Here is a 26,943-nt window from a genome sequence, read left to right on the forward strand (position 1 = left end):
CCCCGCTTTCTATTAGCCCACTAGTGAAACAATTTTTTGTGCACCGTCTGCCATAGATTCTGCTGCAACAATATTTAAGCCAGACTCATTTAAAATTTTCTTACCTAGTTCTACGTTTGTGCCTTCAAGACGTACAACTAAAGGTAACTCAAGACCTACTTGTTTCGTTGCTTCAATAACACCTTCTGCAATAACATCACACTTCATAATGCCACCAAAAATGTTAACGAAGATACCTTTTACATTTTTGTCAGAAAGGATAATTTTGAATGCTTCTGTAACTTTTTCTGCAGTTGCACCGCCACCAACATCTAAGAAGTTAGCTGGGTCACCGTGGTAATGTTTAATGATATCCATTGTAGCCATCGCTAAACCTGCACCATTAACCATACAACCGATATTTCCATCTAAAGGAATGTAGTTTAAGTCGTATTTTGAAGCTTCAATTTCTTTTGAATCCTCTTCATCAAGATCACGAAGCTCTAAAATGTCTTTATGGCGATATAACGCATTAGAATCAAAGTTTAATTTTGCATCTAATGCCATAACTTTACCTTCGCCTGTTGTAACAAGTGGGTTAATCTCAGCGATAGAGCAATCTTTTTCGATAAACGCACGATATAAGCCCATCATAAACTTCACAGCTTGTCCTACAAGCTCTTTTGGAATATTGATGTTAAATGCAATTCGGCGCGCTTGGAAACCTTGCAAGCCTACTGCTGGATCAATATATTCTTTAAAGATTTTTTCAGGTGTTTTTTCTGCTACTTCTTCAATTTCTGTTCCGCCTTCTTCAGACGCCATTAAAACAACTTGAGAAGTTGCACGATCTAAAACTAGACCTACATAATATTCTTTTTTAATATCGCAACCTTCTTCGATAAGTAAGCGTTTTACTTCCTTACCTTCAGGACCTGTTTGATGTGTCACAAGTGTAGTTCCTAAAATGCTTTCTGCATATGTACGAACTTCATCTAAATTTTTTGCAACTTTTACTCCGCCAGCTTTGCCGCGTCCACCAGCGTGAATTTGTGCTTTCACTACACATACATCTGTTCCTAGTTCTTTCGCTGCTTCTACAGCTTCTTCTACTGTAAATGCAACCTTCCCGTTCGGAACGCTAACCCCATAGCTTCTAAGGACTGCCTTACCTTGGTACTCATGGATATTCATGGTCCCATCCTCCCCTGTTTTCCTGTTTTACTCGAAAAGTTTTTTAATGTTTAAAAAACATTACATTGCCATTGTATAAGATGATTGGCACGCTGTCTACAATAAAGTGTCAGAAAACTGAAATCGCTTTATTCTTTTTCGAAAATAGTAATGTTTATATGCCAAAATAAAAAAATAAGCTGTATATTTACAGCTTATTTTTGAATCATATCTTTAATTGGTGCGAATGACTTGCGGTGTTCATCTAGTACTCCATGCACTTCAATTGCCTCTAAATGTTGCTTTGTGCCATATCCCATATGTTGCTCAAATCCATATTCAGGATACTTCTCTCCCAGTTCTTTCATCATACGATCTCTCGTTACTTTTGCTATAATGGATGCTGCTGAAATCGAAACACTTTTCGCATCACCTTTAATAATTGATGTTTGCGGAATTGGTGTAGGAAGCTTCATCGCATCAATTAATAAATGTTGGGGTGTACAAGATAAATTTGCAACTGCATCTAACATCGCTTGTTTCGTTGCTTGGTAAATATTAATATCATCAATAACTTGCGGTGATACAATTCCTACTCCAATTGCAATTGCTTGTACTTTTATTTCATCATAAAAACGCTCACGTTTCGCTTCACTCAACTTTTTCGAGTCATTTAACCCTGGAATATAAAAATCCTCAGGAAGAACGACAGCTGCCGTCACAACAGGCCCAGCCAATGGCCCACGCCCTACTTCATCAATACCCGCGATATATGTGACCCCTTTTTCACGCAAAGCATTTTCATACTTGGACATTTCAAAAAACTTCTCTTTTTCTTTCTGTTCTAACTCTTTTTGTTTATACCACTTCAAAACGAGCTTTTGAACACCTTTTCGATCATCTTTCATTAACAGTTGAAAGCGATCATCTTCTTCATTCATAATTTCTTTCAATACATTTTCCGCTTCTTTTATCGTCATAGTTTGCATTTATACAAGCTCCTTTTTAAACATATCCAAAAAGAAAAGACGCACAAACGCACGTCTTATACTTCTTCTATTTTTTCCACATCTTCCACTTGCTCTCCAAACTCTTCCGGTGTTTCAAACGTCATTTTTCCAAGTTTGCCACCACGAAGCTCACGAAGCACAAGCTCAGATGTCTTATCATAATCAATCATTCCGCCGCCCATTAAGCAGCCTCTATTTTTTCCAATTGCATCGAATAATTCCACAATATCTTCTGGAATCTCATTTAAATTATAGCGTTCTTTCAAGCGTTCTGGATAATGTTTCTCCATAAAACGTAATGCGTAAACAGCTACATCTTGTAAATTTAAAATTGAATCTTTAATTGCACCCGTTGTCGCTAAACGAAGACCCACTAATTGATCTTCAAATTTAGGCCACAGAATACCTGGTGTATCTAACAATTCCATTTCCTTCCCAACTTTAATCCATTGTTGAGCTGTTGTCACACCTGGACGATCTCCTGTTTTAGCAATATTTTTCTTTGCCAATTTATTAATCAATGTAGATTTACCAACATTTGGTATACCTACAATTAATGCACGAATCGCTCTCGGTCTAATACCTTTCGCAACCATTTTATCAAATTTTTCTTTAACAAGCACTTTACAAGCTGCTGCAATTTCCTTCATACCTTGTCCAGCTTGCGCGTTAATCGAAATTGCCATATGGCCTTTTTCTTTAAAATATGCGATCCATTGTTTTGTTAAACGATCATCCGCCATATCCGCTTTATTTAAAACAACAAGCCTTGGCTTATGTGTAATGATTTCATCAATCATTGGGTTTCGAGATGATAATGGTAATCGAGCATCTACAAGTTCAATTACAACATCAATTAATTTTAATTTCTCCGTTACTTGGCGTCTAGCCTTCGCCATATGCCCTGGAAACCATTGAATTACCATGTTGCCACCTTCTTTTTCATTTATTTCACAATACGTGCGTCTTCTAACGGCCAATATAACATATTAGCTTTACCAATTACTTGATCCATTGAAATCGTACCGATTGAACGGCTATCTTTACTAAAACGACGATTATCACCTAAAACAAATAATTGATCTTTTGGAACGGTTTTCTTGCCTGTCATTTCTTCAAGATTAAAATCATATGTAAGCGGTCCATCAGCAATTTGCTTTTTCTGCTTGTCTAAATACGGCTCCTCATAAGCCTTTCCGTTAACATACAGTTTATCATTACGATACTCTATTTCATCGCCTGGCAGGCCTATAATGCGCTTAATGTAATCTTTATCTTCTGTTGCTCGAAATACGATAATATCAAAGCGTTTTGGATCTCCAATGTGATAACCAATTTTATTCACAATCATTCGATCACGATCATGTAAAGTAGGTGCCATCGATACCCCGTCTACGAGAATTGGCGCAAAGAAAAACTGTCTAATAACACCAGCTAATACAACAGCAATCAAAATTGCTTTAATCCATTCCCAAAGTGAACTCTTCTCTTTTTTCATGCATTTCCCCTCCACGGTTATGTAAACTGCTCGTATTATACCAAAATTTCATATAGATTGGAAAAAGGGAGCTTGTGCATTTACAAGCTCCCATACATGTCTTATCGAATTTCTTTAATACGTGCTTTTTTACCGCGAAGGTTACGTAAGTAGTATAACTTAGCACGACGTACTTTACCACGGCGAAGTACTTCGATTTTCGCGATTCTTGGCGTGTGAACTGGGAATGTACGCTCAACACCTACACCGTAAGAAATCTTACGAACTGTGAATGTTTCACTGATTCCGCCACCACGACGTTTAATTACAACACCTTCGAAAAGCTGAATTCTTTCACGAGTTCCCTCAACAACTTTTACGTGTACACGTAAAGTGTCACCAGGACGGAATGAAGGAAGGTCAGTTTTTAATTGGCCTTTTGTAATTTCTGCGATTAATTGTTGCATATTAAATTCTCTCCTTTAAACAGATGCTCTTATAAAGTCTTAATAAATTACAGCGGAACATCGTTAATACGGCTACTGATTTCAGTAGCACAAATGTTATAATAGCATATTACTAGGCCTGTTGCAATAGCAAATATATGAAGTTATTACTGCTCTCGCTTTATTTCCTCAAGCCATTTTTTCTCTTGTTTAGATAACTCTCTCTCATCTAACAAATCAGGTCTACGCGTATACGTTCGACGCAAAGATTCCTTATGTCGCCATTCATCAATGTTTTTATGATTCCCTGACATTAATACATCCGGTACCTTCATACCACGAAAATCAGCTGGACGTGTATAATGAGGATGCTCTAATAAACCTGTACTAAACGAATCCTCTACTTGTGAAGCATGATTTCCTAGCACACCTGGCAAGAGACGTACAACACTATCAGTAATAACCATAGAGGCTAATTCTCCGCCCGTTAATACATAGTCACCAATAGAAATCTCATCCGTTACGAGATGCTCACGAATTCGTTCGTCATACCCTTCATAATGCCCACATACGAAGATCAAATGTTCTTCCCCTGCAAGCTCTTCCGCTTTCTTCTGCGTAAATCTTTCGCCCTGCGGACACATTAAGACAACTCTAGGCTTACGCTCTGTCTCTTTCGTCAAATCTTCTACAGCATCAAAAATAGGCTGAGGAGTAAGGACCATACCAGCTCCTCCGCCGTAAGGATAATCGTCTACGCTATTATGCTTACTTGTTGTATAATCACGAAAGTTAACAACACGAAGGTTTACCGCTTCTTTTTCTTGCGCCTTCTTTAATATAGAAGATCCAAATACACCGGTAAACATGTCTGGGAACAACGTTAAAATATCAATTTTCATTATAGCAGCCCTTCCATTACATGAATGGTTACTAATTTATTTTCAATATTAACTTGAAGTACAACGTCATCGATATAAGGAATTAAGAGATCTTGACCCTTCGGGCGTTTAATTACCCAAACATCATTTGCACCAGGAGATAGAATCTCTTTGATTGTCCCTAGCGCTTCTCCTTCTTCCGTTACAACACTGCAACCAATAATTTCATGATAGTAGTATTCACCTTCAGCAAGTTCACCTAACTGCTCTTCTGGTACTTTTATTAAAGAACCTTTAAACTTCTCTACTTCATCTACATTGTTATATCCTTCAAATGTTAATAAATCGAATGTCTTATGTTGGCGATGAGAAGTTACCTTCACCGGAAGGTAGTCTGTGCCTTTCTCATTCGATATGTATAACGTGTTTCCTACTTTATATCGCTCTTCTGGAAAATCAGTACGAGAAATAACACGGATTTCCCCTCTTACGCCATGAGTATTTACAATCTTCCCTACGTTAAACCATTTTGTCATAAATAGTATGTCACCCCTGGTTTCTATATAAATTAAGCATCTCCATTTCACAGATGGAACATGCACTCTCTATTTAAATGTTAAAAAAGGGAGAGGAATAACTCCTCGCCCTTTTTTACGTTTATTGAATTTCCAGTGTTACTTTTTCATCATTATGATGTCCCACTGAATACAAGAGCATTCGAATCGCTTTCGCAACTCTCCCTTGCTTTCCAATGACTTTTCCAACATCCTCAGGATGTACAGTTAATCGATACTTTATCTCTCCGTTGCAAAGTTCCTGTGTAACTTTTACATCTTCAGGATAATCGACAAGAGGCTTGACAATCGTCTCGACTAACTTCTTCATAGTCATTGCCTCAATTACTTACCTTGTTTAGATAAGTGGAATTTCTCCATGATACCTTGGTTAGAGAATAAGTTACGAACTGTATCAGATGGTTTAGCACCATTTCCTAACCATTTTAATGCTGCTTCTTCGTTGATCTTAACTTCAGCTGGTTGAGCAACTGGATTGTAAGTTCCGATTTCCTCAATGAAACGTCCGTCACGAGGAGAACGAGAATCTGCAACAACTACACGATAGAAAGGAGTTTTTTTAGCTCCCATACGTTTTAAACGAATTTTAACTGCCATTTATAAAGCACCTCCGAATTTATTTCACACAGATAATTATATTAGCAAAAAGACTATTGCTTTGTAAAGTATTTTTTCTTAACAGAGCCATCTTTTTTTCCTTACATGAATGGAAACTTCAATCCACCTAGTCCTTTTTTCTTACCTTTTTGCATTCCCGTCATCGTCTTCATCATTTTTTTCATGTCATCGAATTGTTTAATTAGACGATTGATTTCTTGTACAGTTGTACCGCTACCTTTGGCAATGCGCTTTTTGCGACTAGCATTGATTATTTCCGGTTGTTCTCGTTCTAATTTAGTCATAGAACGAATAATTGCCTCAATATGCCCAATTTGTTTTTCATCAACTTGTGCATTTTTCAGCCCTTTAATTTTATTTGCACCAGGAAGCATTCCTAACAATTCATCAAGCGGCCCAAGTTGACGCACTTGTCCAAGTTGTTCTAGGAAATCGTCAAGCGTAAACGAAAGCGTACGCATTTTTTGCTCAAGTTCTTTCGCTTTCTCTTCATCAACTGTAGCTTGCGCTTTTTCAATCAATGTTAAGACATCGCCCATCCCTAAAATACGGGATGCCATACGCTCTGGATGGAACGCTTCAATTGCATCTAGTTTTTCACCCATACCAGCAAATTTAATCGGCGTGTTTGTTACAGCCTTAATAGATAATGCAGCACCACCGCGCGTATCACCATCTAACTTCGTTAATACAACACCTGTTAAACCTAACTGTTCATGGAAACTTTGTGCAACATTTACCGCGTCTTGTCCCGTCATCGCATCGACAACAAGGAAAATTTCATCCGGTTTCGCAACTTCTTTAACTTTCGCTAATTCATCCATTAGTTCTTCATCAATATGCAGGCGACCCGCTGTATCGATTAAAACATAATCGTGATGATCTTCTTTTGCTTTTGCAATCGCTTGTTTCGCAATTTCAACAGGACTTACTTGATCTCCTAAAGAGAATACAGGCATGTCCAATTGCTTCCCTAATGTTTCAAGCTGTTTAATCGCTGCTGGACGGTAAATATCCGCTGCAACAAGCATCGGTTTACGGTTATGCTTTTTACGAAGCAAATTCGCAAGCTTACCTGTCGTCGTTGTTTTACCCGCACCTTGCAGACCAACCATCATAATAACAGTCGGTGGCTTATTAGCAACAGCAATTTTGCTTTGCTCTCCGCCCATAAGTTCTGTAAGTTCTTCCTGTACAACTTTAATTACTTGTTGTCCAGGTGTCAAACTTTTCATTACATCTTGTCCGACAGCACGTTCAGACACACGCTTCACAAAATCTTTTACTACTTTAAAGTTAACATCTGCTTCTAAAAGAGCTAGACGAACTTCTCTCATCATTTCTTTCACATCGGCTTCAGAAACTTTTCCTTTGCCGCGGATTTTTTGCATTGTCTGTTGAAGTCGGTCGGCTAATCCTTCAAATGCCATATTGCCGCCCTCCTAATCTAATTTTTCGATAGCTTCAACAACTTGTTTCATTTCTTCATTCACATGCTCTTCTTCGCTGATTAGCTGTTTTAGCTTTGCAACAAGTCGCTGTCGCTCTTGAAACTTTTGAAGTAATACTAATTTTTCTTCATATTCTTCAAGCATCGCTTCAGTCCGTTTAATGTTATCATACACGGCTTGGCGACTTACATCAAATTCTTCCGCAATTTCACCAAGAGATAAATCATCTAGATAATAAAGCGACATATAACTTCTTTGTTTTTGCGTTAACAACGATTGATAAAAATCAAATAAATAGTTCATTCTCGTTGTTTTTTCGAGCATGTTGGATCATCCTTTGTTAAGTGATTTCCCTTTACATGAATTAGTTTACATGTAGTCCAAAAGAGTGTCAAGTTTTTTTCTTAACATCATATATTTTTTATAGAAAAAGAAGCGGAAATACCGCTCCTTTCACTTATACTTCTTCTGTTTCTACTAAGTTCGCAAATAAACCATACACATATTGTTCTGGATCAAACTGTTGCAAGTCATCCATTTGCTCTCCTAATCCAACAAACTTCACTGGTACATCCATTTCGTTACGAATCGCTAATACAATACCACCTTTAGCAGTTCCATCTAACTTCGTTAAAACAATACCAGTTACATTCGTTGCTTCACGGAATGTTTTCGCTTGGCTTAAACCGTTTTGTCCTGTTGTTGCATCAATAACAAGTAATACTTCATGAGGAGCACCTGGTACTTCACGCTCAATTACACGCTTCACCTTCTCTAATTCTTTCATTAAATTTACTTTATTTTGCAAGCGTCCTGCTGTGTCACATAGTAATACATCTACCTTACGTGCTTTCGCAGCTTGTACAGCGTCATACATAACCGCCGCTGGATCAGATCCAGATCCTTGTTTAATCACTTCTACACCAACGCGATCGCCCCATACTTCTAATTGTTCAATCGCTCCAGCACGGAATGTGTCTCCTGCCGCTAATAGGACTGACTTACCTTCTGATTTAAACTTATGCGCCAGTTTACCAATTGTCGTCGTTTTTCCTACACCATTAACACCAACAAATAAAACAACCGTTAATTGGTCCTCTTGCATATTAATTTCGTTACTAAAATCGCTGTCGCCTTTGTAAATTCCTACTAGTTTTTCTGAAATAACAGCTTGTACTTCTTTTGGATCTTGAATGTTACGACGTTGTACTTCTTCTTTCAATTGGTCAATTAATTCCATTACCGTCGCAACGCCAACGTCTGCACCGATTAAGATTTCTTCTAACTCTTCGAAAAAATCTTCGTCCACTTTACGGTAACGATACACTAAATCATTCACTTTATCCGCAAATGAATTTCTCGTTTTTTCTAATCCTTGTTTAAATTTCTCTGTAACTGTATCCGTTTGTTTTGAAATTTTTTCTTTTAGTTTTTTAAAAAAACTCATACTTTCCCATCCTTCCTATTCACTTGCAACAAGTTCTTCTCCGGCGTCTAAACGAACCGAAACAAGTTTAGATACCCCTGATTCTTGCATTGTTACACCGTACAACACATCAGACTCTTCCATTGTACCTTTTCTATGTGTAATTACAATAAACTGCGTCTCATTACTGAATTTCTTTAAATACTGTGCAAAACGAGCTACATTCGCCTCATCAAGGGCTGCCTCTACCTCATCTAGTACACAGAATGGTACTGGGCGTACTTTTAAAATACCAAATAAAAGCGCAATTGCTGTTAAAGCACGCTCTCCACCTGAAAGTAAACCTAAGTTCTGCAGTTTCTTCCCTGGCGGTTGTGCTACAATATCAATACCCGTATTTAGTAAATCCTCTGGATTAGTCATTACTAAATCCGCTCTACCGCCTCCAAATAATTCAGAGAATACCGATTGAAACTCCATTCTAATGCCTTCAAACGTAGTAGAAAAGCGTTTTTTCATTTCTTCATCCATTTCGGTAATAAGCTGGTGCAATGTCGCTTTCGCTTCTTCTAGGTCGTCTCTCTGCTCTAGTAAGAATGTATGACGCTCCGCTACACGTTCATATTCATCAATTGCCCCTAGGTTCACTGTACCTAACTCTTCTATAGATAATTTGATTAATTTTACTTTCTTACGCGCATCTTCTGCAGGCATTGTCATTGTATATTTTAGTTTTGCCGCTTCAAATGAAATCGTATATGTTTCACGTAAATGTTGTAATCTATTTTCCAACTCTACATCAAGTCGATTTATTCTCACTTCTTGATCTTTCAACATTTCAAGAATATATTTATGTTTACCTGTCGTTTCTTTCAAATTGCGCTCTAAATGTTCTACCCTCTCTTGCAACGATACACGTTGTTCACGACGAGAGCGAATTAATTCTGAAGTTTGATTACGATCATATGCTTTCTTCTCAATCATATTCGTAATTTGCTCTTCACCACTTGAATTAGATGTCATTTCTTGTTTTAAGAACGCTAAATCCTCTTTCGTTTTTACAAGTGTCGCATCCGTTTCTTCTTTTTCCTTCGTCAATCGTTCAACTTTTTCTTTTTGATTAAATAAGCGTTGTTGCTTTTCAGCTACCAGAACTTTTAACTCCGTCATTTCTTTTTGAACTTTTTCTTTCGAAGAATGTTGCTCACTTTTTTGTTTTGTTAAAGCTACAATTTTACTATCTAACTTAGTGATATCAGCTTGAAGATTCGTTAAAATCCCTTCTAACTCCTCTTTACGCCCTTGCATTTTTACTCGATCTTGTAAAAACCCTTCAATCTCTAAATCATAAATAGACAATCGATCATTAATACGATGTTCTTCTAATTCTAGACGATTAATCTCTTCTCTTAATTTCTGCTCATCTACACGATCTACTTCTACAGTTTGCCTTAGTTCGCGTATTTTCACTTCTTTTTCTTGAATCTCTTGTTTTACTGCTTTAACAAAGTTTTCTAACTTCATTGTTTTTTCTTCCATATCAGTTAACTTGCGAGTCCACTCTTCCAGTTCACGTTGGCGTCCTAATAAAGAAGATTTCGCTTGCTTTACCGCCCCACCAGTCATAGAACCGCCAGGATTCACTACATCACCTTCGATTGTTACAATGCGATAACGGTATTGCAGTTGTTTCGCCAACTCATTTGCTCCGCGTAAATCTTTCGCAACAATAACCGTACCTAATAAATTTGAAACTACATTTTCATATTTATTGTTGTACTGCACAAGTTCTGCCGCCACACCTACAAACGATGGGTGTTGATTTGCAATGCGTAATTGCTCAAATGATAAAGACCTGCTTTTAATAACAGCTTGCGGTAAAAACGTTGCACGTCCATGTTTATTTTGCTTTAAAAATGCTATCGCATTACGAGCATGCTCCTCTGTTTGTACAACAATGTGCTGCATCGCTGCACCTAGAGCAATTTCCATTGCAACTTCGTATTCTTTCGGTACCGTTAACAGTTCCGCAACAGCACCCTCGATACCTTGCAACCTATTTTCTCTAGCTTTCAATACTTCACGTACACCTTGATAGAATCCAGAATAATCTTCTTGCATCTCTTCAAGCATTTCTTTTCGAGAACGTGCCTGTTGCACAAATTGATATGCTTGATACAGTTTTGTTTCATTTTCACTATACTGCGTCTTACATTTCCCAAGCGCCGCCTCTGTCTTCTGTATGTTTGAGAGAATGCCAGCTACTTTTTCTTTCGCTTGTTCGTAACTTTCTACAAGTTTCGTCTTTTTCGCTGTAATTTCCATACGCATTTCTACATATTTCGCATTCTCTTCATCTAGACGCTCGTTTTTAGACGTTTGCTGTTTAGATTGTTCTTCAATCATAGATAATTCATTACGATGACTAGCTTGTTGATTTAAAAGCTCAATATAGTCACCTTTTAAATTCTCAATCTGTTCCTCTAAATTGTCAGCAAAAGTAGCAAGCAGTTGCTCATTATCATGCAATTTTTGCTCCAACTCTTTTACTTCATTCACAAATTGCATTAAAGCTTCTGTACTTGACTCAATCTCACCATCGTAACTTTTAGCTTTCTCTGTTAATTCAACAATTAACTGCTCAAGTTGCGCACAATGCGTCGTAGCATTTTGCTTTCTCTCTTTTAACAACTCACGCTGCCCTTCAAGTTTTTCTAGCTCTTTACTAGAAAGAAGAAGTACTTCTTGCAACGAGTCTACAGACTCATCTACCGCTTGTAATTGTCCTCGTAATTCCTCAAGCTCTTCTTCACTTTTTTGTAAATTCGTTGACATTTTAGCTTCTTCGTTTTTATTATGCCCAAACTGATTTCGAAGCGCTTCCCATTTCTCGTGCAATTCTTCAATTTCATGGACAATAAGCGCGGCTTCTACTTTCTCTAATTCTTCTTTATTCTCAAGATAATCTTTCGCAATAGAAGCTTGTCTTTCTAAAGGTTCTACTTGACTACTTAATTCATGAATTATATCTTGTACACGATTTAAGTTTTCTTGTGTTTCTGCTAATTTCCCTTCAGCTTTCTTTTTGCGAAGTTTGTATTTTAGTACGCCTGCCGCTTCTTCAAATACACCTCGACGCTCTTCTGACTTACTACTTAAAATCTCTTCCACTTTCCCCTGGCTAATAATTGAAAAAGCTTCTCTTCCCATACCAGAGTCCATAAATAAATCGATAATATCTTTCAATCTACATGATTGTTTATTAATATAAAAATCACTATCACCTGAACGAGATACACGACGTGTTACACACACCTCATTGTATTCAATTGGTAAACGTTGATCTTCATTATTTAAAGTTATTGTTACTTCAGCAACATTAACCGCTCTCCTCGTATCACTGCCTGCAAAAATAATATCCTCCATCTTTGCACCACGTAATGATTTTGCAGATTGTTCACCAAGTACCCAGCGAATTGCATCAGTAATATTACTTTTCCCGCTTCCATTAGGTCCTACTACAGAAGTTACACCTGGGACAAAATCAACAGATACACGCTCAGCAAAAGACTTAAACCCTGCTATTTCTAATCTTTTTAAAAACACGAAAGGCCTTCCTCCTATTCTCCGTCGTTATAAATGTTCTCTATACAAAAACAAGTATTATACGGATTTACCTTCTTTTTCATTATAAACAAAAAGAAAGTTTCATTCTATGCACAAGGAATCCCCCTCATTCAAAGGGGGATTCCTTATAGTTGTTCTTTTAATTTTTTCAATGCTTCTGCAGCAGCTTGTTGCTCTGCTTCTTTTTTCGACTTACCACTACCAAGACCTAAAGCTACGTTATTTAACGTAACACGTGACACAAATTCTCGATTGTGAGCTGGTCCTTTTTCTTGCAAAATTTGATACTCAACATTGCCACTGCCATCACGCTGAATCAATTCTTGCAACTGACTCTTATAATCCATCACATGAGAAAAAGCACCCTCATTAATTTTCGGATATACAATTTCTTTTAAGAATTCCCAAACTGTTTCTAGCCCTTGATCAAGATAAAGGGCACCAATAAACGCTTCAAAGACATCCGCTAATAAAGCTGGTCGTTCACGTCCACCTGTCATTTCTTCACCTTTTCCTAATAAAACAAGGCTACCAAATGACAATTCGTTCGCAAAACGAACAAGAGATGGCTCACATACAATAGCTGCACGTAGTTTTGTTAACTCTCCTTCGCTCATTGTCGGATATTTTTGAAACAGATACTGCGATACAGTCAGTTCCAATACTGCATCTCCAAGAAATTCAAGACGCTCATTATCTTCATGCGGTTTTTTTCGATGCTCATTCACATACGATGAATGCGTAAATGCTTGAATCAATAATTTTTCATCTGTAAACGTAATACCTATCTTTTCTTGAAACACTTTAAATGCTTCACGATATTTTGTTTCGTATTTTTTTTCTCTATATTTTCGGTACGGCATAGGTCCCTCCAGATATAAGCCAGAAAGCCCCGCTAAAAAACGGGACTTCACTTAAGCATTATAGATGACTCTCTATGTAAGTCACAGCATCGCCAACAGTAGCAATCTTTTCAGCATCTTCATCAGAAATTTCCATTTCGAATTCATCTTCTAATTGCATTACAAGTTCTACTACATCTAGGGAGTCTGCTCCTAAATCTTCCTTGAAGCTTGCAGCTGGTACTACCTCAGTCTCTTCTACTCCTAAACGATCAACGATGATTTTTGTTACGCGCTCTAAAACATCTGCCATTCCATTCACCTCCCCTCAAATATTATATTAAATATTGACCAAAAAAACTAGGTGAAATCGATTCTTTTATTACATTACCATACCGCCATCAACATTTAACGTTTGACCTGTAACATATTTGCTTTGATCAGAAGCAAAAAACGTTACAGCATTCGCGATATCTTTCGCTTCACCAAATTGAGCAGCTGGAATAACTTTTAACATTTCGGCTTTAATATTCTCATCTAGTACATCCGTCATATCAGTCGCAATAAAGCCCGGCGCAATTGCATTCACTGTAATATTTCGACTTGCTAACTCTTTTGCAGATGTTTTTGTTAATCCAATAACACCCGCTTTAGCAGCAACATAGTTAGCTTGTCCTGGGTTTCCTATAACACCAACAACCGAAGCGATGTTTATAATTCTACCGTGACGTTGACGCATCATATAACGAGATACTGCTTTTGTACATAAGAATACACCTTTTAAGTTTGTATTAATAACTGTATCCCATTCTTCTTCTTTCATACGCATTAATAAATTATCTTTCGTTACACCAGCATTATTTACAAGAATATCAACTTGTCCAAATGTATCTACTGTTTGTTTCACCATATTTGTAACATCATCAGCATTTGCAACATCTGCTCTTACCGCAATTGCATCAGAACCTAATTTTTTAATTTCATCTACTACTTCATTTGCTTTTTGTTCATTACCAGCATAATTTACTACTACATTTGCCCCTTGTTTCGCTAAATCAATCGCAATCGCGCGACCAATTCCACGTGAAGCGCCAGTTACTAATGCTACCTTCCCTTTTAACATCAGTTTTCTCCTCTCAAATTTGAAATGGTATCTTTTAATGTCTCTTCATCGTATATCGCATATGCTTTTACTGATGAATCAATTGACTTCATAAGTCCAGCAAGTACTTTTCCAGGTCCAATTTCAATAAATGTATCTACTCCCTGGTTCACCATATATTCAATAGACGGGTACCATAATACAGGCGAATAAAGCTGTTCGATTAACTTTTCTTGAATGTCTGCACCACGTGTAATAACTTCCGCCGTAACATTTGCAATAACAGGAATATTCGTGTCATGAATTGTAATTTCATTTAAAACACTTTGGAACTTCTCAGCTGCCGGCTTCATAAGTGAAGAATGGAATGGCCCACTTACTTTTAGTGGAATCGCTCTCTTTGCACCATTTTCTTTCGCTCTTTGAGAAGCAACCTCTACGCCTTGCTTCGTTCCAGAAATCACAATTTGCTTCGTACTATTCATATTAGCGATTTGCACTGCATATCCTTCACTTGTTACTTCTTCTGTAACTTGTTTCAGCATATGTGGGTCAGCACCTAATATAGCTGCCATTGCGCCTTCCCCGCCCGGAACAGCTTCTTCCATATATTCGCCACGTTTCCTTACAGCATATACAGCATCTTCAAAAGTTAATGCACCAGCTGCTACAAGAGCACTATATTCACCTAAACTATGACCAGCGACAAAGTCAGGTGTAATGTCATACTCTTTCAAAGCTGTCAAAATAGCAAAACTCGTTGTTAATAATGCAGGCTGCGCATTTGTTGTTAATGTAAGCTTTTCCTGCGGTCCTTCAAAAATCACTTCTGAAAGTGAATCTTCCAACACCTCATCTGCTTTTGCAAACACTTTTGCAACCTCTTTATTATTCTCTGCTAATTGTTTACCCATTCCAACTGCCTGTGAACCTTGGCCCGGAAAAAGAAATGCTATTTTTCCCATTTCAAATCCTCCTCTTATTGGAGTGACTCTTTCTCCATTACGCTTGAAATCGTAGGAATTACTTCTTTCGCTACCATTTCTCTCGTTTGACGAATCGCACTAAATATCGACTGGTCATTAGAAGAACCATGAGCCTTAATGACAGGTGCTTTCAATCCAAATAATGCAGCTCCTCCATACTCCGAATAATCCATTTTATCTTTTAATACCATAAGTTTTGGCTTTAATACCGCCGCTGCTAATTTGCTCGTAAATGAACTCATTAACTGTTCTTTCAACATAGAGAATAGCGCAAGTGCTGTTCCCTCTAATGATTTCAACGCTACATTCCCTGTAAAACCATCACATACAACAACATCTGCTACACCTTGCAATAAATCTCTTGATTCAACGTTCCCAACGAAATTAATTGGCGCATCTTTAAGCATTGCAAATACTTGCTTTGAAAGCTCGTTTCCTTTTCCATCCTCTGTTCCAACGTTTAATAGTCCAACGCGAGGATTTTCAATTCCTCTTACCTTCTCAGCATAAACAGATCCCATTACTGCATATTGATATAAATGAATTGGTTTTGCATCAACATTTGCTCCAACATCTAACATAACAAAACCTTTTCCATCTACAGTTGGCATTGTAGGCGATAAAGCTGGTCGCTCAATTCCTTCCATACGACCGACTACAAATAATCCAGCTGCCATTAAAGCTCCCGTACTACCTGCGGATATACAAGCGTCTGCTTCTCCATCCTTTACTTGTTGTGCCGCAAGCACCATTGAAGCTTGTTTTTTTCGACGAACCGCTCTTACTGGTTCCTCCGTTGATTCTATTTTTTCGTCTGTATGAAGAATAGTAATTCGTTCATCACTCGTTAAGTATTGACGAATTTCCTCTTCTTTCCCTACTAACGTAATATGTAAATCAGAATATTCCTTAATAGCTTTCATTGCCCCTAATACTACAGCCTTTGGAGCGTGATCTCCGCCCATTGCATCTATTGCGATTTTCATAAGTTGTTACCTTCCTCACTATAATTACTAGATCGATACATTTCAAAAGTGCCTGTAAAAACAAGTTCTTCTCCAACGAAGCTACGCACTTTGACAACCGTCCGTCCCTTATCATTCTCTACATCTTCAACGCGCGCTTTTGCAACAACACGCTCTCCTAATTTTACAGGGCGAATGTATCGAATGGTAGACTTTGCAGTTAAAGCTAATTCTTCATCAATAACCGCAACAGCTAGTGAGTTTGCTTGCGCAAACAGATGATGCCCACGAGCAATTTGATTTCTTTTAAATACATGTTCTATCTTTACTTCAAAGATAGAGATTGCATGTCTATCTAATTCAATATCAATAATTTCTCCAACAACCTCTTCTAACGGTAAAGATTTCACATCTTCTTCATGTTGCTTTGTAGCTACATGTTTAATTCTCTCTCTTAATTCAGGAATAGACAATTCCATACGATCAAGTCGTACTGTTTGTATACTCACTTGAAATTTTTCCGCTAAATCTTCATCCGTAATAAAAGGATTTGATTCGATTGTTTGTTGTAATAACTCTTGTCTTTCTTTTTTACTTCTTCTTTTTTTCATACCGCACCATCCATTTTTATGACTAGGTACTAACAGTAGTATATAATCATTAAAAGTAGAATGCAACAAAAACTTTTGTTGACTCCCTTTAATCGAGCTTCTCTCCTTGGAAAACACCTGTCCCATCAAGATACGTACGCAAGGCAGCATACTGATCATTATGCCAAAACGCTTCTGAATCTACTAGTATCGCCGCATCTTGCCTTGCTGTTTCTAACGCTCGATAATCATGTACCATGTCAGCAACCTTAAATTCTGGTAAGCCACTTTGCTTACTCCCAAAGAAATCTCCAGGACCTCGTAATTCTAAATCTTTTTCTGACAATACAAATCCATCATTTGTTTCAGTCATTATGCGCATTCTTTCTTTCCCTGTTTCTGATTTAGGGTCTGCTATTAATAAACAATATGATTGTTCACTACCACGGCCGACACGCCCTCTAAGCTGATGAAGCTGCGATAAACCGAAACGTTCTGCATCATAAATAACCATTACAGTCGCATTCGGTACGTTCACACCTACTTCAACAACTGTTGTCGATACAAGAATTTGTACTTTATTTTCACTAAACTGTCCCATTATCTCTTCTTTTTCCTGAGACGATAATCTCCCATGCATCAATCCAACTTGGCATTTCCCTTGGTAATGATGCGTCAGCATACTATGTAAGTCGATAGCATTTTGCACATCAAGTTTCTCAGATTCTTCAATTAAAGGACAAATAACGTATGCCTGTCTTCCTTTTTTTATCTCCTTTTCAACGAAACCGAGAACGCGATCTAACATATCATGTTTTGCCCAGTATGTTTCAATCACCTTTCTACCTGCTGGCATCTCATCGATTATCGAAACATCCATCTCTCCAAATGCAGTAATTGCAAGCGTACGCGGAATTGGTGTCGCTGTCATAAATAATACATCTGGACTTTCACCTTTCTCCCGTAAAACTCGGCGCTGCGCTACACCAAATCGATGCTGTTCATCTGTAATAACGAGACCCAACCTATGAAATATAACTTCATCTTGAATTAAGGCATGCGTTCCAACAAGAATATCTATTTCTCCTTGTTCTAACTTCGCTAAAATTTCTCGACGTCTCGCCCCTTTAACAGAACTTGTTAACAGTTCCACCTTCATACCAAAATGCGAAAACGTTTCAGCAAGCGACTGATAATGTTGCTCAGCTAAAATTTCTGTAGGAACCATTAAAGCACCTTGATAATGGGCTAATTTCGATGCATAAAGGCCAATCGCAGCAACAACTGTTTTCCCAGAACCAACGTCACCTTGCAATAGTCGGTTCATCCGATAAGGAGATGTCATATCTTTCAAAATTTCATCTACAACTCGGCGCTGCGCACCCGTTAATGGAAACGGCAGTGCATCGATAAATTCTTGTAATTCTACTGACGGAATCTCTTTCTTCGTCCCTTTTGAATTTTCCCTCTCCATTTTCCGGAGCGTTTGCATTTTCAGCTGAAATAAGAAAAATTCTTCATATACAAAACGGCGACGCGCTTGCTTCAAATCTTCCTGTCCTACCGGAAAATGCAATGCCCTGAGCGCTTCATATCTTGGTAATAATTTATATCGCCCTAACAAACCATCCGGTAACACTTCGACTATAGAATCTCCATATTCCTTTAACGCTTGAGCAATAAAACGACGCATCTGTTTTACTGTAAGTTTCCCCTTTACTGAATAAACAGGTTCCACTTCTTGTTGACGTACAACCGGTCCAAAATGAAGTTCTGATACAGCAATTGTTTGACGATGTTGATCCCATTTACCAGTAATCGTTATCGTTTCATCTAACTTTAATTTTTGCTTATAGTAAGGCCTATTAAAACATACCGCCGTAATTAAATAACGACCGACGAGAACACGAACTGTTAAACGCGATTTCTTCTTACCATAATATTGCAGCAAAGGAGCACTATGAACCTTCCCTTCAACCGTTACACGTTCATCATGCTTTACTTCAGCAAGATCTTTCATCGCATAATCTTCATAACGGTACGGAAAATGTTCTAATAGATGAGAAACTGTATAAATACCCATCTCATGTAGTAACTCAGATGTTTCTCCTCCGATCCCCTTTACATCCGTAACAGGAACTTGTACAACATCATTCAAGATTCTCACACCCCGTCACATTATTTTCTTTATTGCATTTTGTTTGAGTACCAATTAGCATCTGTAATCGCTCTCTTTCACCTTATATATTCTATCATAGGCATTCTAAGAGAAACTACTCAAATCCCTTATATAAAACAAGTAAAAAAGAGCCTCACTATTAGCAGCAAGGCTCTTTTCTCTCTTCAATATGCTAGCCTTTTGAATAAAAACTAGTAATAAACTTCATATTACTACTTCTTATTCATTAGCAAGTAAGTAATCCATTTATTTTCAAAACGAATCTTATCTTATTCTACAGAGAAGATGAAAGAATACACTGGTTGGTTTCCAGCATGTACTTCTACTTCTGCATCTTCAAATTTCTCTTCTACAAATTCAACTAACTCCGCTACTTCTTCGTCAGTTGCATCTTCCCCTTGTAGAATCGTTACGATTTCAGAATCTTCATCAATAAGCGCTTCTAGTAATTGCTTCGCAGCTCCTACTTTTTCAGCATTTGTAGATACAATTTTCCCATCTGCAATACACATGAAATCATCTTTTTGAATTGCTACACCATCAATTTCCGTATCACGTACAGCATACGTAATTTGACCTGTTTTCACATGAGATAAAGCTTCTTGCATGTTTTCTTCATTCTCTTCTAACGTTCCAACTGGGTTAAATGCTAACATTGCTGCCATACCTTGAGGAACTGTTTTCGAACGAACAACAATAACTTCTTGATCTACAACTGATGCCGCTTGTTCTGCTGCCATTACAATATTTCCGTTATTCGGTAAAATAATGATTTTTTCAGCATTTGCTTCTTCAATTGCCTTCACGATATCCTCCGTACTTGGATTCATCGTTTGACCACCTTCGATAACTTTCGTTGCGCCGATGCTCTCAAATAAAGTTTTAATACCAGAACCCATAGCTACAGTTACGATACCATATGGTTGTTTTTCCTTCGATTGAGCTGGTTGCTCAGGAACCATAGTAGGTTCATCTAACAAAGCAGTATGCTGTTCACGCATATTTTCTACTTTAATCTTAATTAAACTACCGTATTTTTGCCCGTAGTTCATAGCGTCTCCAGGATGTTCTGCATGGATATGAACCTTTACAATTTCATCATCAGACACAACTAGTAGAGAATCACCATATACACTAATATCTTCACGGAATTTTTGTTCAGAGAAATTATGCTCTTTCACCTTTTCAGCCTCTAATTTCACCATGAACTCCGTACAATATCCATACTTAATATCTTCTGTACTCAATTGGCTTTGTACACTACGGTGATGTTCTGCGCGTACCATTTCATTCATAGATGGTTGCGTCGGTGCATCAGAAGAAATCGTTTCTCCTTTTAAGTCAGCTAAAAATCCTTCGTATACCACTACAAGACCTTTACCACCGCTATCTACAACGCCAACTTGTTTTAATACAGGTAATAAATCTGGCGTACGATTTAACGATGCGTTTGCTTCTTTCACAACGTCTTCCATAAACAAAACAAAGTCGCGCTGTTTTTTCGCAACTGTTACTGCATATTTACCCGTTTCTCTTGCAACCGTTAAAATCGTTCCTTCAATCGGTTTCATAACCGCTTTATAAGCCGCCTCTACTCCAGCTTCTAGTGCTGCAGCAAAATCAACTGTTGTTAATTCTTCTTTTTGTTCAATGGATTTAGAGAAACCACGGAACAACTGAGATAAAATAACTCCAGAGTTACCACGAGCTCCCATTAATAATCCTTTGGCTAAACTTACGCCGACTTTACCAGCATGCTGTGAAGGATTTGCTTTCACTTCACGCGCACCTGAAGTCATAGATAAGTTCATGTTTGTACCGGTATCGCCATCTGGAACTGGAAATACGTTTAATGCATCAACAAGCTGAACATTATTTGTTAAATTATTCGCTCCTTGCATGATCATTTGTGATAAACGTTTTCCATCAATTTTTTGAATTGACACAGATTTTCCTCCTTAATGCACATTACAAGTTTATTACTTTAACTCCTTGTACGTAGATGTTTACAGAATCTACTGCTAGTCCTACAGTTTGATCTAATGTATATTTCACTTTCGTCTGCACATTATGTGCCACTTCTGAAATTTTCGTACCATAGCTCACAATAATATACATATCAATATGTACTTCATCTTCATCTTTACGAACAATAACACCTCTAGTGAAGTTTTCTTTTCGTAAAATGTCTGTTAATCCATCTTTTAACTGATTTTTTGATGCCATACCTACGATACCGTAGCAATCTACCGCGGCACCTCCAGCAATTGTTGCAATTACATCTGTACTAATATCAATTTGACCGTACTTCGTTTTAATTTCAATTGACATCTCGTTTCCCCCTTCATAAATGGTGAAAGTGAGCTAGACTACTTTAGTTACTATCATATAATCTTTTTAAAGAAAATTCCATCGTTCTTTCTTTTCACTCTCATATTTTATGTTTTAAATTACACTTTTTTATGATGAGCAAAATAGTCCATTGTTATTATACAACATGTACCACTATAATATGTCAAGCAATTTTTATGGATTTCAACTTTTCTTCATTGACATATAGTGTCAAGTAAATTTTCTTGATTTCTTTTTTCTACGGTGTTGCATTCTCTTTTTAGTTGTGTTAAATTATAGTAGTGTTTTTAGCATCGCATAAAAGACTAACATTGAAAAATTACGTATGGTAAGGTATCAAGGGAGGGAAATATAAATGGCTCGTGTTTGTGCTATTACTGGAAGAAAAGCTCGTTCTGGTAACTCTCGTTCTCACGCAATGAACGCTACAAAACGTAAGTGGGGCGCTAACCTTCAAAAAGTTCGCGTACGCATCGACGGAAAAGTTCAACGTGTTTACGTTTCTGCTAGAGCATTAAAATCTGGCAAAATCGAACGTGTTTAATAATAAAAAAAAGAGCCGATAGGCTCTTTTTTTACTATAACAATGGAAAAAGCACCGGTGATAGGTGCTTTTTTTAATCTTTTTTGAAGGTATTTAACATTGCACGAACAATTCCACCAAGAAATTTAGGTAACTTAATTGTATAAAATCTCATGGTTTCCCTCCTAATCCCCATTACTCCACTTGGTCACTATATGATGTAAGGAGCAAAATTGTTTCTTCAATCAGTGCTTCTTATCAACATTAATATGCCAGAAGTAAATGAAAAAGTACCTTTTTCCTTAACGAGTTCGTTACTAATACAAAGTGTTGATCCCCACTCTATTGTTTTATTAGTAAGCGGGTACTTAAAACCAAACAATGTAATCCCTTCCACTATTTCAGTAACTGGTACAAAAGATACATAAGGAAATTTTTTATTTTCTTCAATTATATGTGTACCCACTTTTTTAACTGTTATTTCATTTTTATTGTCCACAATACACATTTCTATCTCTACTTCTAACCCTTTTAAAAGCATCTGTATATTTGCCAAACCGTGATCAAGCCTGCCACCGGTAGCACCAAAAATACGAATTAGTACCGGTTTCTGTCCTAATGCCCAGTTAATTGCAATTTCTAAATCCGTTTGATCTTTTTCTCGCGGAACAATATGTAATTCGTTCGTTTGCTGTCCCATCCATACTAATTCTTCTTCAGTAACTGAATCGTAATCTCCAAACGCAACAGCCGGTGTAATCCCTTTCTTTAATAGACGGTATACTCCCCTATCAACCGCTGCCCACACTACTTCCTCATTCTCATATTGAGCAAAATCTGCGCAATATTCCGAAGGTCCTCCTGCCAAAATATGAATAATCATTTTTTCTTCCCCTTCCATTGTAAAAAGGCAATCTGCCATTCGGTAGATTGCCTTTTTACATATTTTTACCCTATCCTATAAATACCTTACTAGGATAAAAGTTCATCACTACCCACGAATTACGCGAATTGCTTCACCGCGGTCTTTTTGATTGTATACTGCTGACCCAGCTACAAGTACATTTGCTCCTGCTTCCACACAAAGCCTTGCTGTTTCAGCATTTACACCACCATCAACTTCAATTTCTACTTCTAGATTGCGCTCTTTCACCATTTCTGCAACTTGTTTAATTTTCGGTAATACAGAATGGATAAACTTCTGTCCACCAAATCCAGGGTTTACTGTCATAAGTAATACCATATCTATATCTTCTAATACATGCTCAATCACTGAAACTGGCGTATGTGGATTTAATACAACGCCCGCTTTAATACCATGAGATTTAATTAACTGAATTGTACGATGTAGATGTGGACACGCCTCTACGTGAACAGTAATAATATCCGCTCCCGCTTGTGCGAAAGTCGGGATATAGTTGTCAGGATTTTCAATCATTAAATGTACATCTAATGGTAATGATGTAATTGGACGGATAGCTTCTACAATTAATGGTCCAATCGTAATATTTGGTACGAAATGTCCATCCATTACGTCAACGTGAATGTAATCCGCTCCGCCCTTTTCTACATCTTTAATCTCTTCCCCTAATTTTGAAAAATCTGCTGATAAAATCGATGGTGCAATTTTAATCATAACTAATACCTCGGCTTTCTCTCTCTAATTTCTTCTACGAATTGTTTATAGTTCTTATAGCGATATTCTGTAATCTTCCCTTCTTCAACCGCAGCTTTCACAGCACATTTCGGTTCAGAAAGATGTGTACACCCTCTAAATTTACAGTATTGGCTCGCTTCTTTCAACTCTGGAAAACAATATGTAAGATCTTCTACTTCTATATCAATGAAATCTAGTGAACTAAAACCCGGTGTATCTGCTACTAGTCCACTCCCAATTGCAATTAATTCTACGTGTCTTGTTGTATGCTTCCCGCGTCCTAAATGGGAGGAAATATCATTTGTTTTCAGCTCTAATTCTGGACGTAGCACATTAAGCATTGAGGATTTCCCAACACCAGATTGACCCGCAACGACAGAAACACAATTTTCTAAGTATGGTTTTAATATATCAATACTTTCTGACGTATTAATAGAAGTAAATAAAACATCATAACCCATCTCACGATAATCATTCGCATATGCTTCAACAGTTGCTTTCATCTTTTCATCTACTAAATCCATCTTGCTAATACAAATAATTGGCTTAATGTTATGATATTCAATCAGCACTAAAAATCGATCTAACAGTCCAGGATTAAAATCTGGTTCTACTGCAGAGAACACAAGGATCGCTTGATCGACATTAGCAATAGGAGGTCTAACAAGTTCATTTTTTCGATCAAACACTTCAAGCACATAACCTTCAGTTGGATTATCTGCCTGAAAAACAACTTGGTCTCCTACAAGTGGTGTAATTTTATTTTTTCTAAATACACCTCGCCCACGACATTGCGTAACCCCTTCTTCATGCTGCACGTAATAAAACCCACTTAAAGCTTTTATAATTTTTCCTTCTGGCATAGAATTCTCCTTTTTTGTATAAGGTGATGCTGAATTTAAAAATGAATGGATTTAAATTTTCCAAATAACGATTTCAAAACCTACCATATATACTTTCGCTAATATACATTAAATTTCCCATTAAATGCAAAAAAATATTTACAGCTGCATCACTTTACTAGCTTTTTGAATCATATATTTTTGCCTGCTATACCGTCCACTTTGTAGACAGCATAACAGGCAATAATAATAAGTAGACTTTCACTATTATTGAGTTGGATATGGTACTTCTTTATCAATAATCGTTACTCCATCTCGTACAATTTTATAGTGTCCCTTTGAACCTTCTTGAATTACAAATTCTAAAGAAATAGTCGCTGATTCAGTAATTGTTCTCGTTTCAACCGGTCTATCCATTTTTTGCTGCATGTCTTCTTTATAAATTTCTATTGTTTGCGGCTTTTTTTCACCTGTTACAGCAGGCTCATATGGGATAGAGATATTGTCCAATTTTACCGTTTTAGTCACTTTAGGCTTTTGACCATCAGAGATAATAATAGTTACTTTATCTCCCTCTTTTAATGGTGTACCTGGTTTTGGAAATTGCGAAATTACAAGTCCTTTTTCGACTGTATCTGAATACTCTCGTTTTATATCTGACGTTAGTTTTCTCTCATTCAAATAACCAGTTACACTATTTTCAGTCCACCCCGAAAAGTCACCTGGTCTAATTTGATAAGGACCTTTACTTACCCAGATTTTCAGTTCTTGCTCCGCTTCTATAACCATTTGATCAGGCGTCGGAATTTGCTCTACAATTTCACCTTTCGGCTTATCATTTTCAATATAATTTACTGTAACTTGTTTATATTTTTCTTCTAACTCAGCTTTTACACTCTCAAAGTTTTGCCCTGTGAAATTCGCCATCTTACTTTTCTTTTTTCCACCTGATTGATAGATAGTAATTTTAGCGTTTTCTTTTACGACTCTTCCTGCTACAGGGTCCGTTTTTATTACATCCCCAACTTCAACATCATCTGTATATACAATATTAGGCTCGGTCACCTCAAAGCCCTTTTCTACTAATGTATTTACAGCTGTCGTGTATTTCATACCAGCCACATCAGGAACTTTCACATCTTTCGGAATAAATAATCCTGGAATAACCGTAAGCGCTAATGTTATTCCTATTGCTAAAAATAAAAATGTTGAAATTAAAACTTTAAGCCACTTGTTACTCCGTTTTTTCTTCTTATCTAACTCAGCTGCTTCTGCTCTTATCGGTTCTTCCACCTTACTCCCTTTTAAAACAATCGTTTCATCACTTACATTTTCAAATAATTGTTCTTGTTGAATAATCGGAATCGCTTTCGTCGCTTCCATATCTTCTGGTATGTAAAACGGTTGCTCATTTATCCTCTCTGGATATAGCGCAGTTTCAATATCTCGCTTCATCGCATTGGCAGATTGATATCGATGGAACGGATCTTTTGCAGTTGCTTTTAATATAATATTTTCAACACTTTGCGGAATATTTTCATTCCATCTTTTTGGTGATGGGATTTCACTTTGTAAATGTTTTAAAGCTATAGCAACAGCAGATTCGCCAGAAAACGGTTGTCTTCCTGTTAACAATTCAAACATAACTATCCCAAGAGAATAGATATCTGATTGTTTATTTGCTATCCCGCCACGTGCCTGTTCTGGTGATAAATAATGGACTGAACCGAGCACTGAATTTGTATGTGTAATTGTTGTTGCACTTGTAGCTGTCGCAATTCCAAAATCTGTTACTTTTATTATTCCATCAGCTCGAATTAAAATATTGTGCGGCTTTATATCACGATGCACAATTTCAAAATGATGGGCGTGTGCCATAGCGGATGTTAACTGCTCCATAATATCAAGAGCTTCTCCTATAGGTAACATCCCTCGCTCAATTATGTATTGCTTCAATGTTTGCCCTGGTACATATTCCATGACAAGATAGTATATACCATCTTCTTCTCCGACATCATACATATTCACAATATTTGGATGCGACAACGTTGTAACAGACTGCGCTTCTCGATGGAAACGTTTAATAAACTCTTCGTTATTTGAGTAGTCGAGTCTTAATATTTTTACCGCTACATCCCGGCCAAGTATATCATCATGAGCTAAATATACATTGGCCATTCCGCCACCACCAATCATTTTCAGCAGCTTATAACGGTCATTTAAGCGTTTTCCAATCAGCACG

28 protein-coding genes are annotated in these 26,943 nt (G+C 37.3%); 1 reads left to right on the forward strand and 27 read right to left on the reverse strand.

The window, feature by feature from the left end; all coding sequences use genetic code 11:
- Positions 1-12: 12 nt before the first annotated feature.
- The 22 genes from sucC to DN399_RS18890 all read right to left on the reverse strand — a co-directional run bounded on the left by sucC (position 13) and on the right by DN399_RS18890 (position 21,658).
- Entirely contained in the window at positions 13-1,173 is a 1,161-nt protein-coding gene (gene sucC, locus DN399_RS18785; RefSeq protein WP_001020791.1) for an ADP-forming succinate--CoA ligase subunit beta, read from the reverse strand.
- A gap of 194 nt (positions 1,174-1,367) precedes the next feature.
- A complete protein-coding gene (locus DN399_RS18790) occupies positions 1,368-2,141 on the reverse strand; it encodes a ribonuclease HII (protein WP_001194265.1) in 774 nt (257 codons plus the stop codon).
- A gap of 56 nt (positions 2,142-2,197) precedes the next feature.
- Positions 2,198-3,088 carry a ribosome biogenesis GTPase YlqF gene (ylqF, locus tag DN399_RS18795; RefSeq protein WP_000236704.1) on the reverse strand — a complete coding sequence of 297 codons (891 nt, stop codon included), beginning with the start codon at positions 3,086-3,088 and terminating at the stop codon, positions 2,198-2,200.
- A gap of 20 nt (positions 3,089-3,108) precedes the next feature.
- Entirely contained in the window at positions 3,109-3,660 is a 552-nt protein-coding gene (gene lepB, locus DN399_RS18800; RefSeq protein ID WP_000711853.1) for a signal peptidase I, read from the reverse strand.
- 101 nt (positions 3,661-3,761) lie between these two features.
- Positions 3,762-4,106, reverse strand: coding sequence for a 50S ribosomal protein L19 (gene rplS / locus DN399_RS18805; protein ID WP_001186516.1), 345 nt, complete (start codon positions 4,104-4,106; stop codon positions 3,762-3,764).
- A gap of 146 nt (positions 4,107-4,252) precedes the next feature.
- Positions 4,253-4,987 (reverse strand): tRNA (guanosine(37)-N1)-methyltransferase TrmD, encoded by a 735-nt coding sequence (gene trmD, locus DN399_RS18810; protein WP_000686903.1) that lies wholly within the window; start codon positions 4,985-4,987, stop codon positions 4,253-4,255.
- Entirely contained in the window at positions 4,987-5,502 is a 516-nt protein-coding gene (gene rimM, locus DN399_RS18815) for a ribosome maturation factor RimM (RefSeq protein WP_000170278.1), read from the reverse strand. The genes trmD and rimM overlap by 1 nt, the downstream gene beginning before the upstream one ends.
- A 121-nt stretch (positions 5,503-5,623) precedes the next feature.
- Positions 5,624-5,851, reverse strand: a complete 228-nt coding sequence (locus DN399_RS18820) for a KH domain-containing protein (protein WP_000737401.1) — start codon at positions 5,849-5,851, stop codon at positions 5,624-5,626.
- Positions 5,852-5,865: 14 nt separating this feature from the next.
- A complete protein-coding gene (gene rpsP / locus DN399_RS18825) occupies positions 5,866-6,138 on the reverse strand; it encodes a 30S ribosomal protein S16 (protein ID WP_000268750.1) in 273 nt (90 codons plus the stop codon).
- 101 nt (positions 6,139-6,239) lie between these two features.
- Entirely contained in the window at positions 6,240-7,589 is a 1,350-nt protein-coding gene (gene ffh, locus DN399_RS18830; RefSeq protein WP_000863460.1) for a signal recognition particle protein, read from the reverse strand.
- Between the two features lie 12 nt (positions 7,590-7,601).
- Positions 7,602-7,934 (reverse strand): putative DNA-binding protein, encoded by a 333-nt coding sequence (locus DN399_RS18835; RefSeq protein WP_000891062.1) that lies wholly within the window; start codon positions 7,932-7,934, stop codon positions 7,602-7,604.
- 133 nt (positions 7,935-8,067) lie between these two features.
- Complete coding sequence (ftsY, locus tag DN399_RS18840) at positions 8,068-9,057, reverse strand: signal recognition particle-docking protein FtsY (protein ID WP_000007655.1); 990 nt, start codon at positions 9,055-9,057, stop codon at positions 8,068-8,070.
- A gap of 15 nt (positions 9,058-9,072) precedes the next feature.
- The gene (gene smc, locus DN399_RS18845) at positions 9,073-12,642 is read right to left on the reverse strand and encodes a chromosome segregation protein SMC (RefSeq protein ID WP_000478974.1); all 3,570 of its coding nucleotides are present in this window, start codon (positions 12,640-12,642) and stop codon (positions 9,073-9,075) included.
- A gap of 146 nt (positions 12,643-12,788) precedes the next feature.
- Positions 12,789-13,526: a ribonuclease III gene (gene rncS / locus DN399_RS18850; protein ID WP_001146875.1), complete on the reverse strand. Its 738-nt coding sequence runs from the start codon at positions 13,524-13,526 to the stop codon at positions 12,789-12,791.
- Positions 13,527-13,584: 58 nt separating this feature from the next.
- Positions 13,585-13,818, reverse strand: a complete 234-nt coding sequence (gene acpP, locus DN399_RS18855) for an acyl carrier protein (protein WP_000786062.1) — start codon at positions 13,816-13,818, stop codon at positions 13,585-13,587.
- Between the two features lie 69 nt (positions 13,819-13,887).
- Complete coding sequence (fabG, locus tag DN399_RS18860; RefSeq protein ID WP_000911773.1) at positions 13,888-14,628, reverse strand: 3-oxoacyl-[acyl-carrier-protein] reductase; 741 nt, start codon at positions 14,626-14,628, stop codon at positions 13,888-13,890.
- Complete coding sequence (gene fabD / locus DN399_RS18865) at positions 14,628-15,572, reverse strand: ACP S-malonyltransferase (protein WP_000515899.1); 945 nt, start codon at positions 15,570-15,572, stop codon at positions 14,628-14,630. Before fabD ends, fabG begins: the two co-directional genes overlap by 1 nt.
- A 14-nt stretch (positions 15,573-15,586) precedes the next feature.
- Positions 15,587-16,579 (reverse strand): phosphate acyltransferase PlsX, encoded by a 993-nt coding sequence (gene plsX / locus DN399_RS18870; protein ID WP_000684100.1) that lies wholly within the window; start codon positions 16,577-16,579, stop codon positions 15,587-15,589.
- Complete coding sequence (fapR, locus tag DN399_RS18875) at positions 16,576-17,169, reverse strand: transcription factor FapR (RefSeq protein ID WP_000747348.1); 594 nt, start codon at positions 17,167-17,169, stop codon at positions 16,576-16,578. The genes plsX and fapR overlap by 4 nt, the downstream gene beginning before the upstream one ends.
- Before the next feature lie 88 nt (positions 17,170-17,257).
- A complete protein-coding gene (gene recG, locus DN399_RS18880; RefSeq protein ID WP_006928337.1) occupies positions 17,258-19,306 on the reverse strand; it encodes an ATP-dependent DNA helicase RecG in 2,049 nt (682 codons plus the stop codon).
- A 290-nt stretch (positions 19,307-19,596) separates the two neighbouring features.
- Positions 19,597-21,273 carry a DAK2 domain-containing protein gene (locus DN399_RS18885; protein WP_000027129.1) on the reverse strand — a complete coding sequence of 559 codons (1,677 nt, stop codon included), beginning with the start codon at positions 21,271-21,273 and terminating at the stop codon, positions 19,597-19,599.
- 22 nt (positions 21,274-21,295) lie between these two features.
- Entirely contained in the window at positions 21,296-21,658 is a 363-nt protein-coding gene (locus tag DN399_RS18890; protein ID WP_000021109.1) for an Asp23/Gls24 family envelope stress response protein, read from the reverse strand.
- A 376-nt stretch (positions 21,659-22,034) separates the two neighbouring features.
- Between DN399_RS18890 and rpmB the strand changes: the two genes are divergently transcribed.
- Entirely contained in the window at positions 22,035-22,223 is a 189-nt protein-coding gene (gene rpmB, locus DN399_RS18895; RefSeq protein ID WP_000124776.1) for a 50S ribosomal protein L28, read from the forward strand.
- Between the two features lie 73 nt (positions 22,224-22,296).
- Here rpmB and spoVM read toward each other — a convergent pair whose 3' ends face one another.
- The 5 genes from spoVM to pknB all read right to left on the reverse strand — a co-directional run bounded on the left by spoVM (position 22,297) and on the right by pknB (position 26,942).
- The gene (gene spoVM / locus DN399_RS18900; RefSeq protein ID WP_001213599.1) at positions 22,297-22,377 is read right to left on the reverse strand and encodes a stage V sporulation protein SpoVM; all 81 of its coding nucleotides are present in this window, start codon (positions 22,375-22,377) and stop codon (positions 22,297-22,299) included.
- Between the two features lie 66 nt (positions 22,378-22,443).
- Positions 22,444-23,124, reverse strand: a complete 681-nt coding sequence (locus tag DN399_RS18905) for a thiamine diphosphokinase (protein ID WP_033692901.1) — start codon at positions 23,122-23,124, stop codon at positions 22,444-22,446.
- Positions 23,125-23,193: 69 nt separating this feature from the next.
- Positions 23,194-23,838 carry a ribulose-phosphate 3-epimerase gene (gene rpe / locus DN399_RS18910; protein ID WP_006928335.1) on the reverse strand — a complete coding sequence of 215 codons (645 nt, stop codon included), beginning with the start codon at positions 23,836-23,838 and terminating at the stop codon, positions 23,194-23,196.
- A gap of 2 nt (positions 23,839-23,840) precedes the next feature.
- Positions 23,841-24,722: a ribosome small subunit-dependent GTPase A gene (gene rsgA / locus DN399_RS18915; RefSeq protein WP_001113932.1), complete on the reverse strand. Its 882-nt coding sequence runs from the start codon at positions 24,720-24,722 to the stop codon at positions 23,841-23,843.
- A 246-nt stretch (positions 24,723-24,968) separates the two neighbouring features.
- Positions 24,969-26,942, reverse strand: coding sequence for a Stk1 family PASTA domain-containing Ser/Thr kinase (gene pknB, locus DN399_RS18920; RefSeq protein WP_000904747.1), 1,974 nt, complete (start codon positions 26,940-26,942; stop codon positions 24,969-24,971).
- Position 26,943 lies beyond the last annotated feature (1 nt).

It is taken from the genome of Bacillus sp. AR4-2, assembly GCF_008274865.1.
Classification (GTDB): domain Bacteria; phylum Bacillota; class Bacilli; order Bacillales; family Bacillaceae_G; genus Bacillus_A; species Bacillus_A cereus.

Coding starts and splice junctions, on each gene's coding strand:
- DN399_RS18790 (WP_001194265.1), bottom strand. CDS start 2,141: ATGCAAACTATGACGATAAAAGAAGCGGAAAATGTATTGAAAGAAATT.
- lepB (WP_000711853.1), bottom strand. CDS start 3,660: ATGAAAAAAGAGAAGAGTTCACTTTGGGAATGGATTAAAGCAATTTTG.
- trmD (WP_000686903.1), bottom strand. CDS start 4,987: ATGAAAATTGATATTTTAACGTTGTTCCCAGACATGTTTACCGGTGTA.
- ylqF (WP_000236704.1), bottom strand. CDS start 3,088: ATGGTAATTCAATGGTTTCCAGGGCATATGGCGAAGGCTAGACGCCAA.
- rpmB (WP_000124776.1), top strand. CDS start 22,035: ATGGCTCGTGTTTGTGCTATTACTGGAAGAAAAGCTCGTTCTGGTAAC.
- sucC (WP_001020791.1), bottom strand. CDS start 1,173: ATGAATATCCATGAGTACCAAGGTAAGGCAGTCCTTAGAAGCTATGGG.
- ffh (WP_000863460.1), bottom strand. CDS start 7,589: ATGGCATTTGAAGGATTAGCCGACCGACTTCAACAGACAATGCAAAAA.
- DN399_RS18820 (WP_000737401.1), bottom strand. CDS start 5,851: ATGAAGAAGTTAGTCGAGACGATTGTCAAGCCTCTTGTCGATTATCCT.
- rncS (WP_001146875.1), bottom strand. CDS start 13,526: ATGCCGTACCGAAAATATAGAGAAAAAAAATACGAAACAAAATATCGT.
- ftsY (WP_000007655.1), bottom strand. CDS start 9,057: ATGAGTTTTTTTAAAAAACTAAAAGAAAAAATTTCAAAACAAACGGAT.
- rimM (WP_000170278.1), bottom strand. CDS start 5,502: ATGACAAAATGGTTTAACGTAGGGAAGATTGTAAATACTCATGGCGTA.
- fabD (WP_000515899.1), bottom strand. CDS start 15,572: ATGGGAAAAATAGCATTTCTTTTTCCGGGCCAAGGTTCACAGGCAGTT.
- fapR (WP_000747348.1), bottom strand. CDS start 17,169: ATGAAAAAAAGAAGAAGTAAAAAAGAAAGACAAGAGTTATTACAACAA.
- DN399_RS18835 (WP_000891062.1), bottom strand. CDS start 7,934: ATGCTCGAAAAAACAACGAGAATGAACTATTTATTTGATTTTTATCAA.
- rsgA (WP_001113932.1), bottom strand. CDS start 24,722: ATGCCAGAAGGAAAAATTATAAAAGCTTTAAGTGGGTTTTATTACGTG.
- DN399_RS18890 (WP_000021109.1), bottom strand. CDS start 21,658: ATGTCAATTGAAATTAAAACGAAGTACGGTCAAATTGATATTAGTACA.
- rpe (WP_006928335.1), bottom strand. CDS start 23,838: ATGATTAAAATTGCACCATCGATTTTATCAGCAGATTTTTCAAAATTA.
- fabG (WP_000911773.1), bottom strand. CDS start 14,628: ATGTTAAAAGGGAAGGTAGCATTAGTAACTGGCGCTTCACGTGGAATT.
- acpP (WP_000786062.1), bottom strand. CDS start 13,818: ATGGCAGATGTTTTAGAGCGCGTAACAAAAATCATCGTTGATCGTTTA.
- DN399_RS18905 (WP_033692901.1), bottom strand. CDS start 23,124: ATGGCAGATTGCCTTTTTACAATGGAAGGGGAAGAAAAAATGATTATT.
- rplS (WP_001186516.1), bottom strand. CDS start 4,106: ATGCAACAATTAATCGCAGAAATTACAAAAGGCCAATTAAAAACTGAC.
- spoVM (WP_001213599.1), bottom strand. CDS start 22,377: ATGAGATTTTATACAATTAAGTTACCTAAATTTCTTGGTGGAATTGTT.
- rpsP (WP_000268750.1), bottom strand. CDS start 6,138: ATGGCAGTTAAAATTCGTTTAAAACGTATGGGAGCTAAAAAAACTCCT.
- plsX (WP_000684100.1), bottom strand. CDS start 16,579: ATGAAAATCGCAATAGATGCAATGGGCGGAGATCACGCTCCAAAGGCT.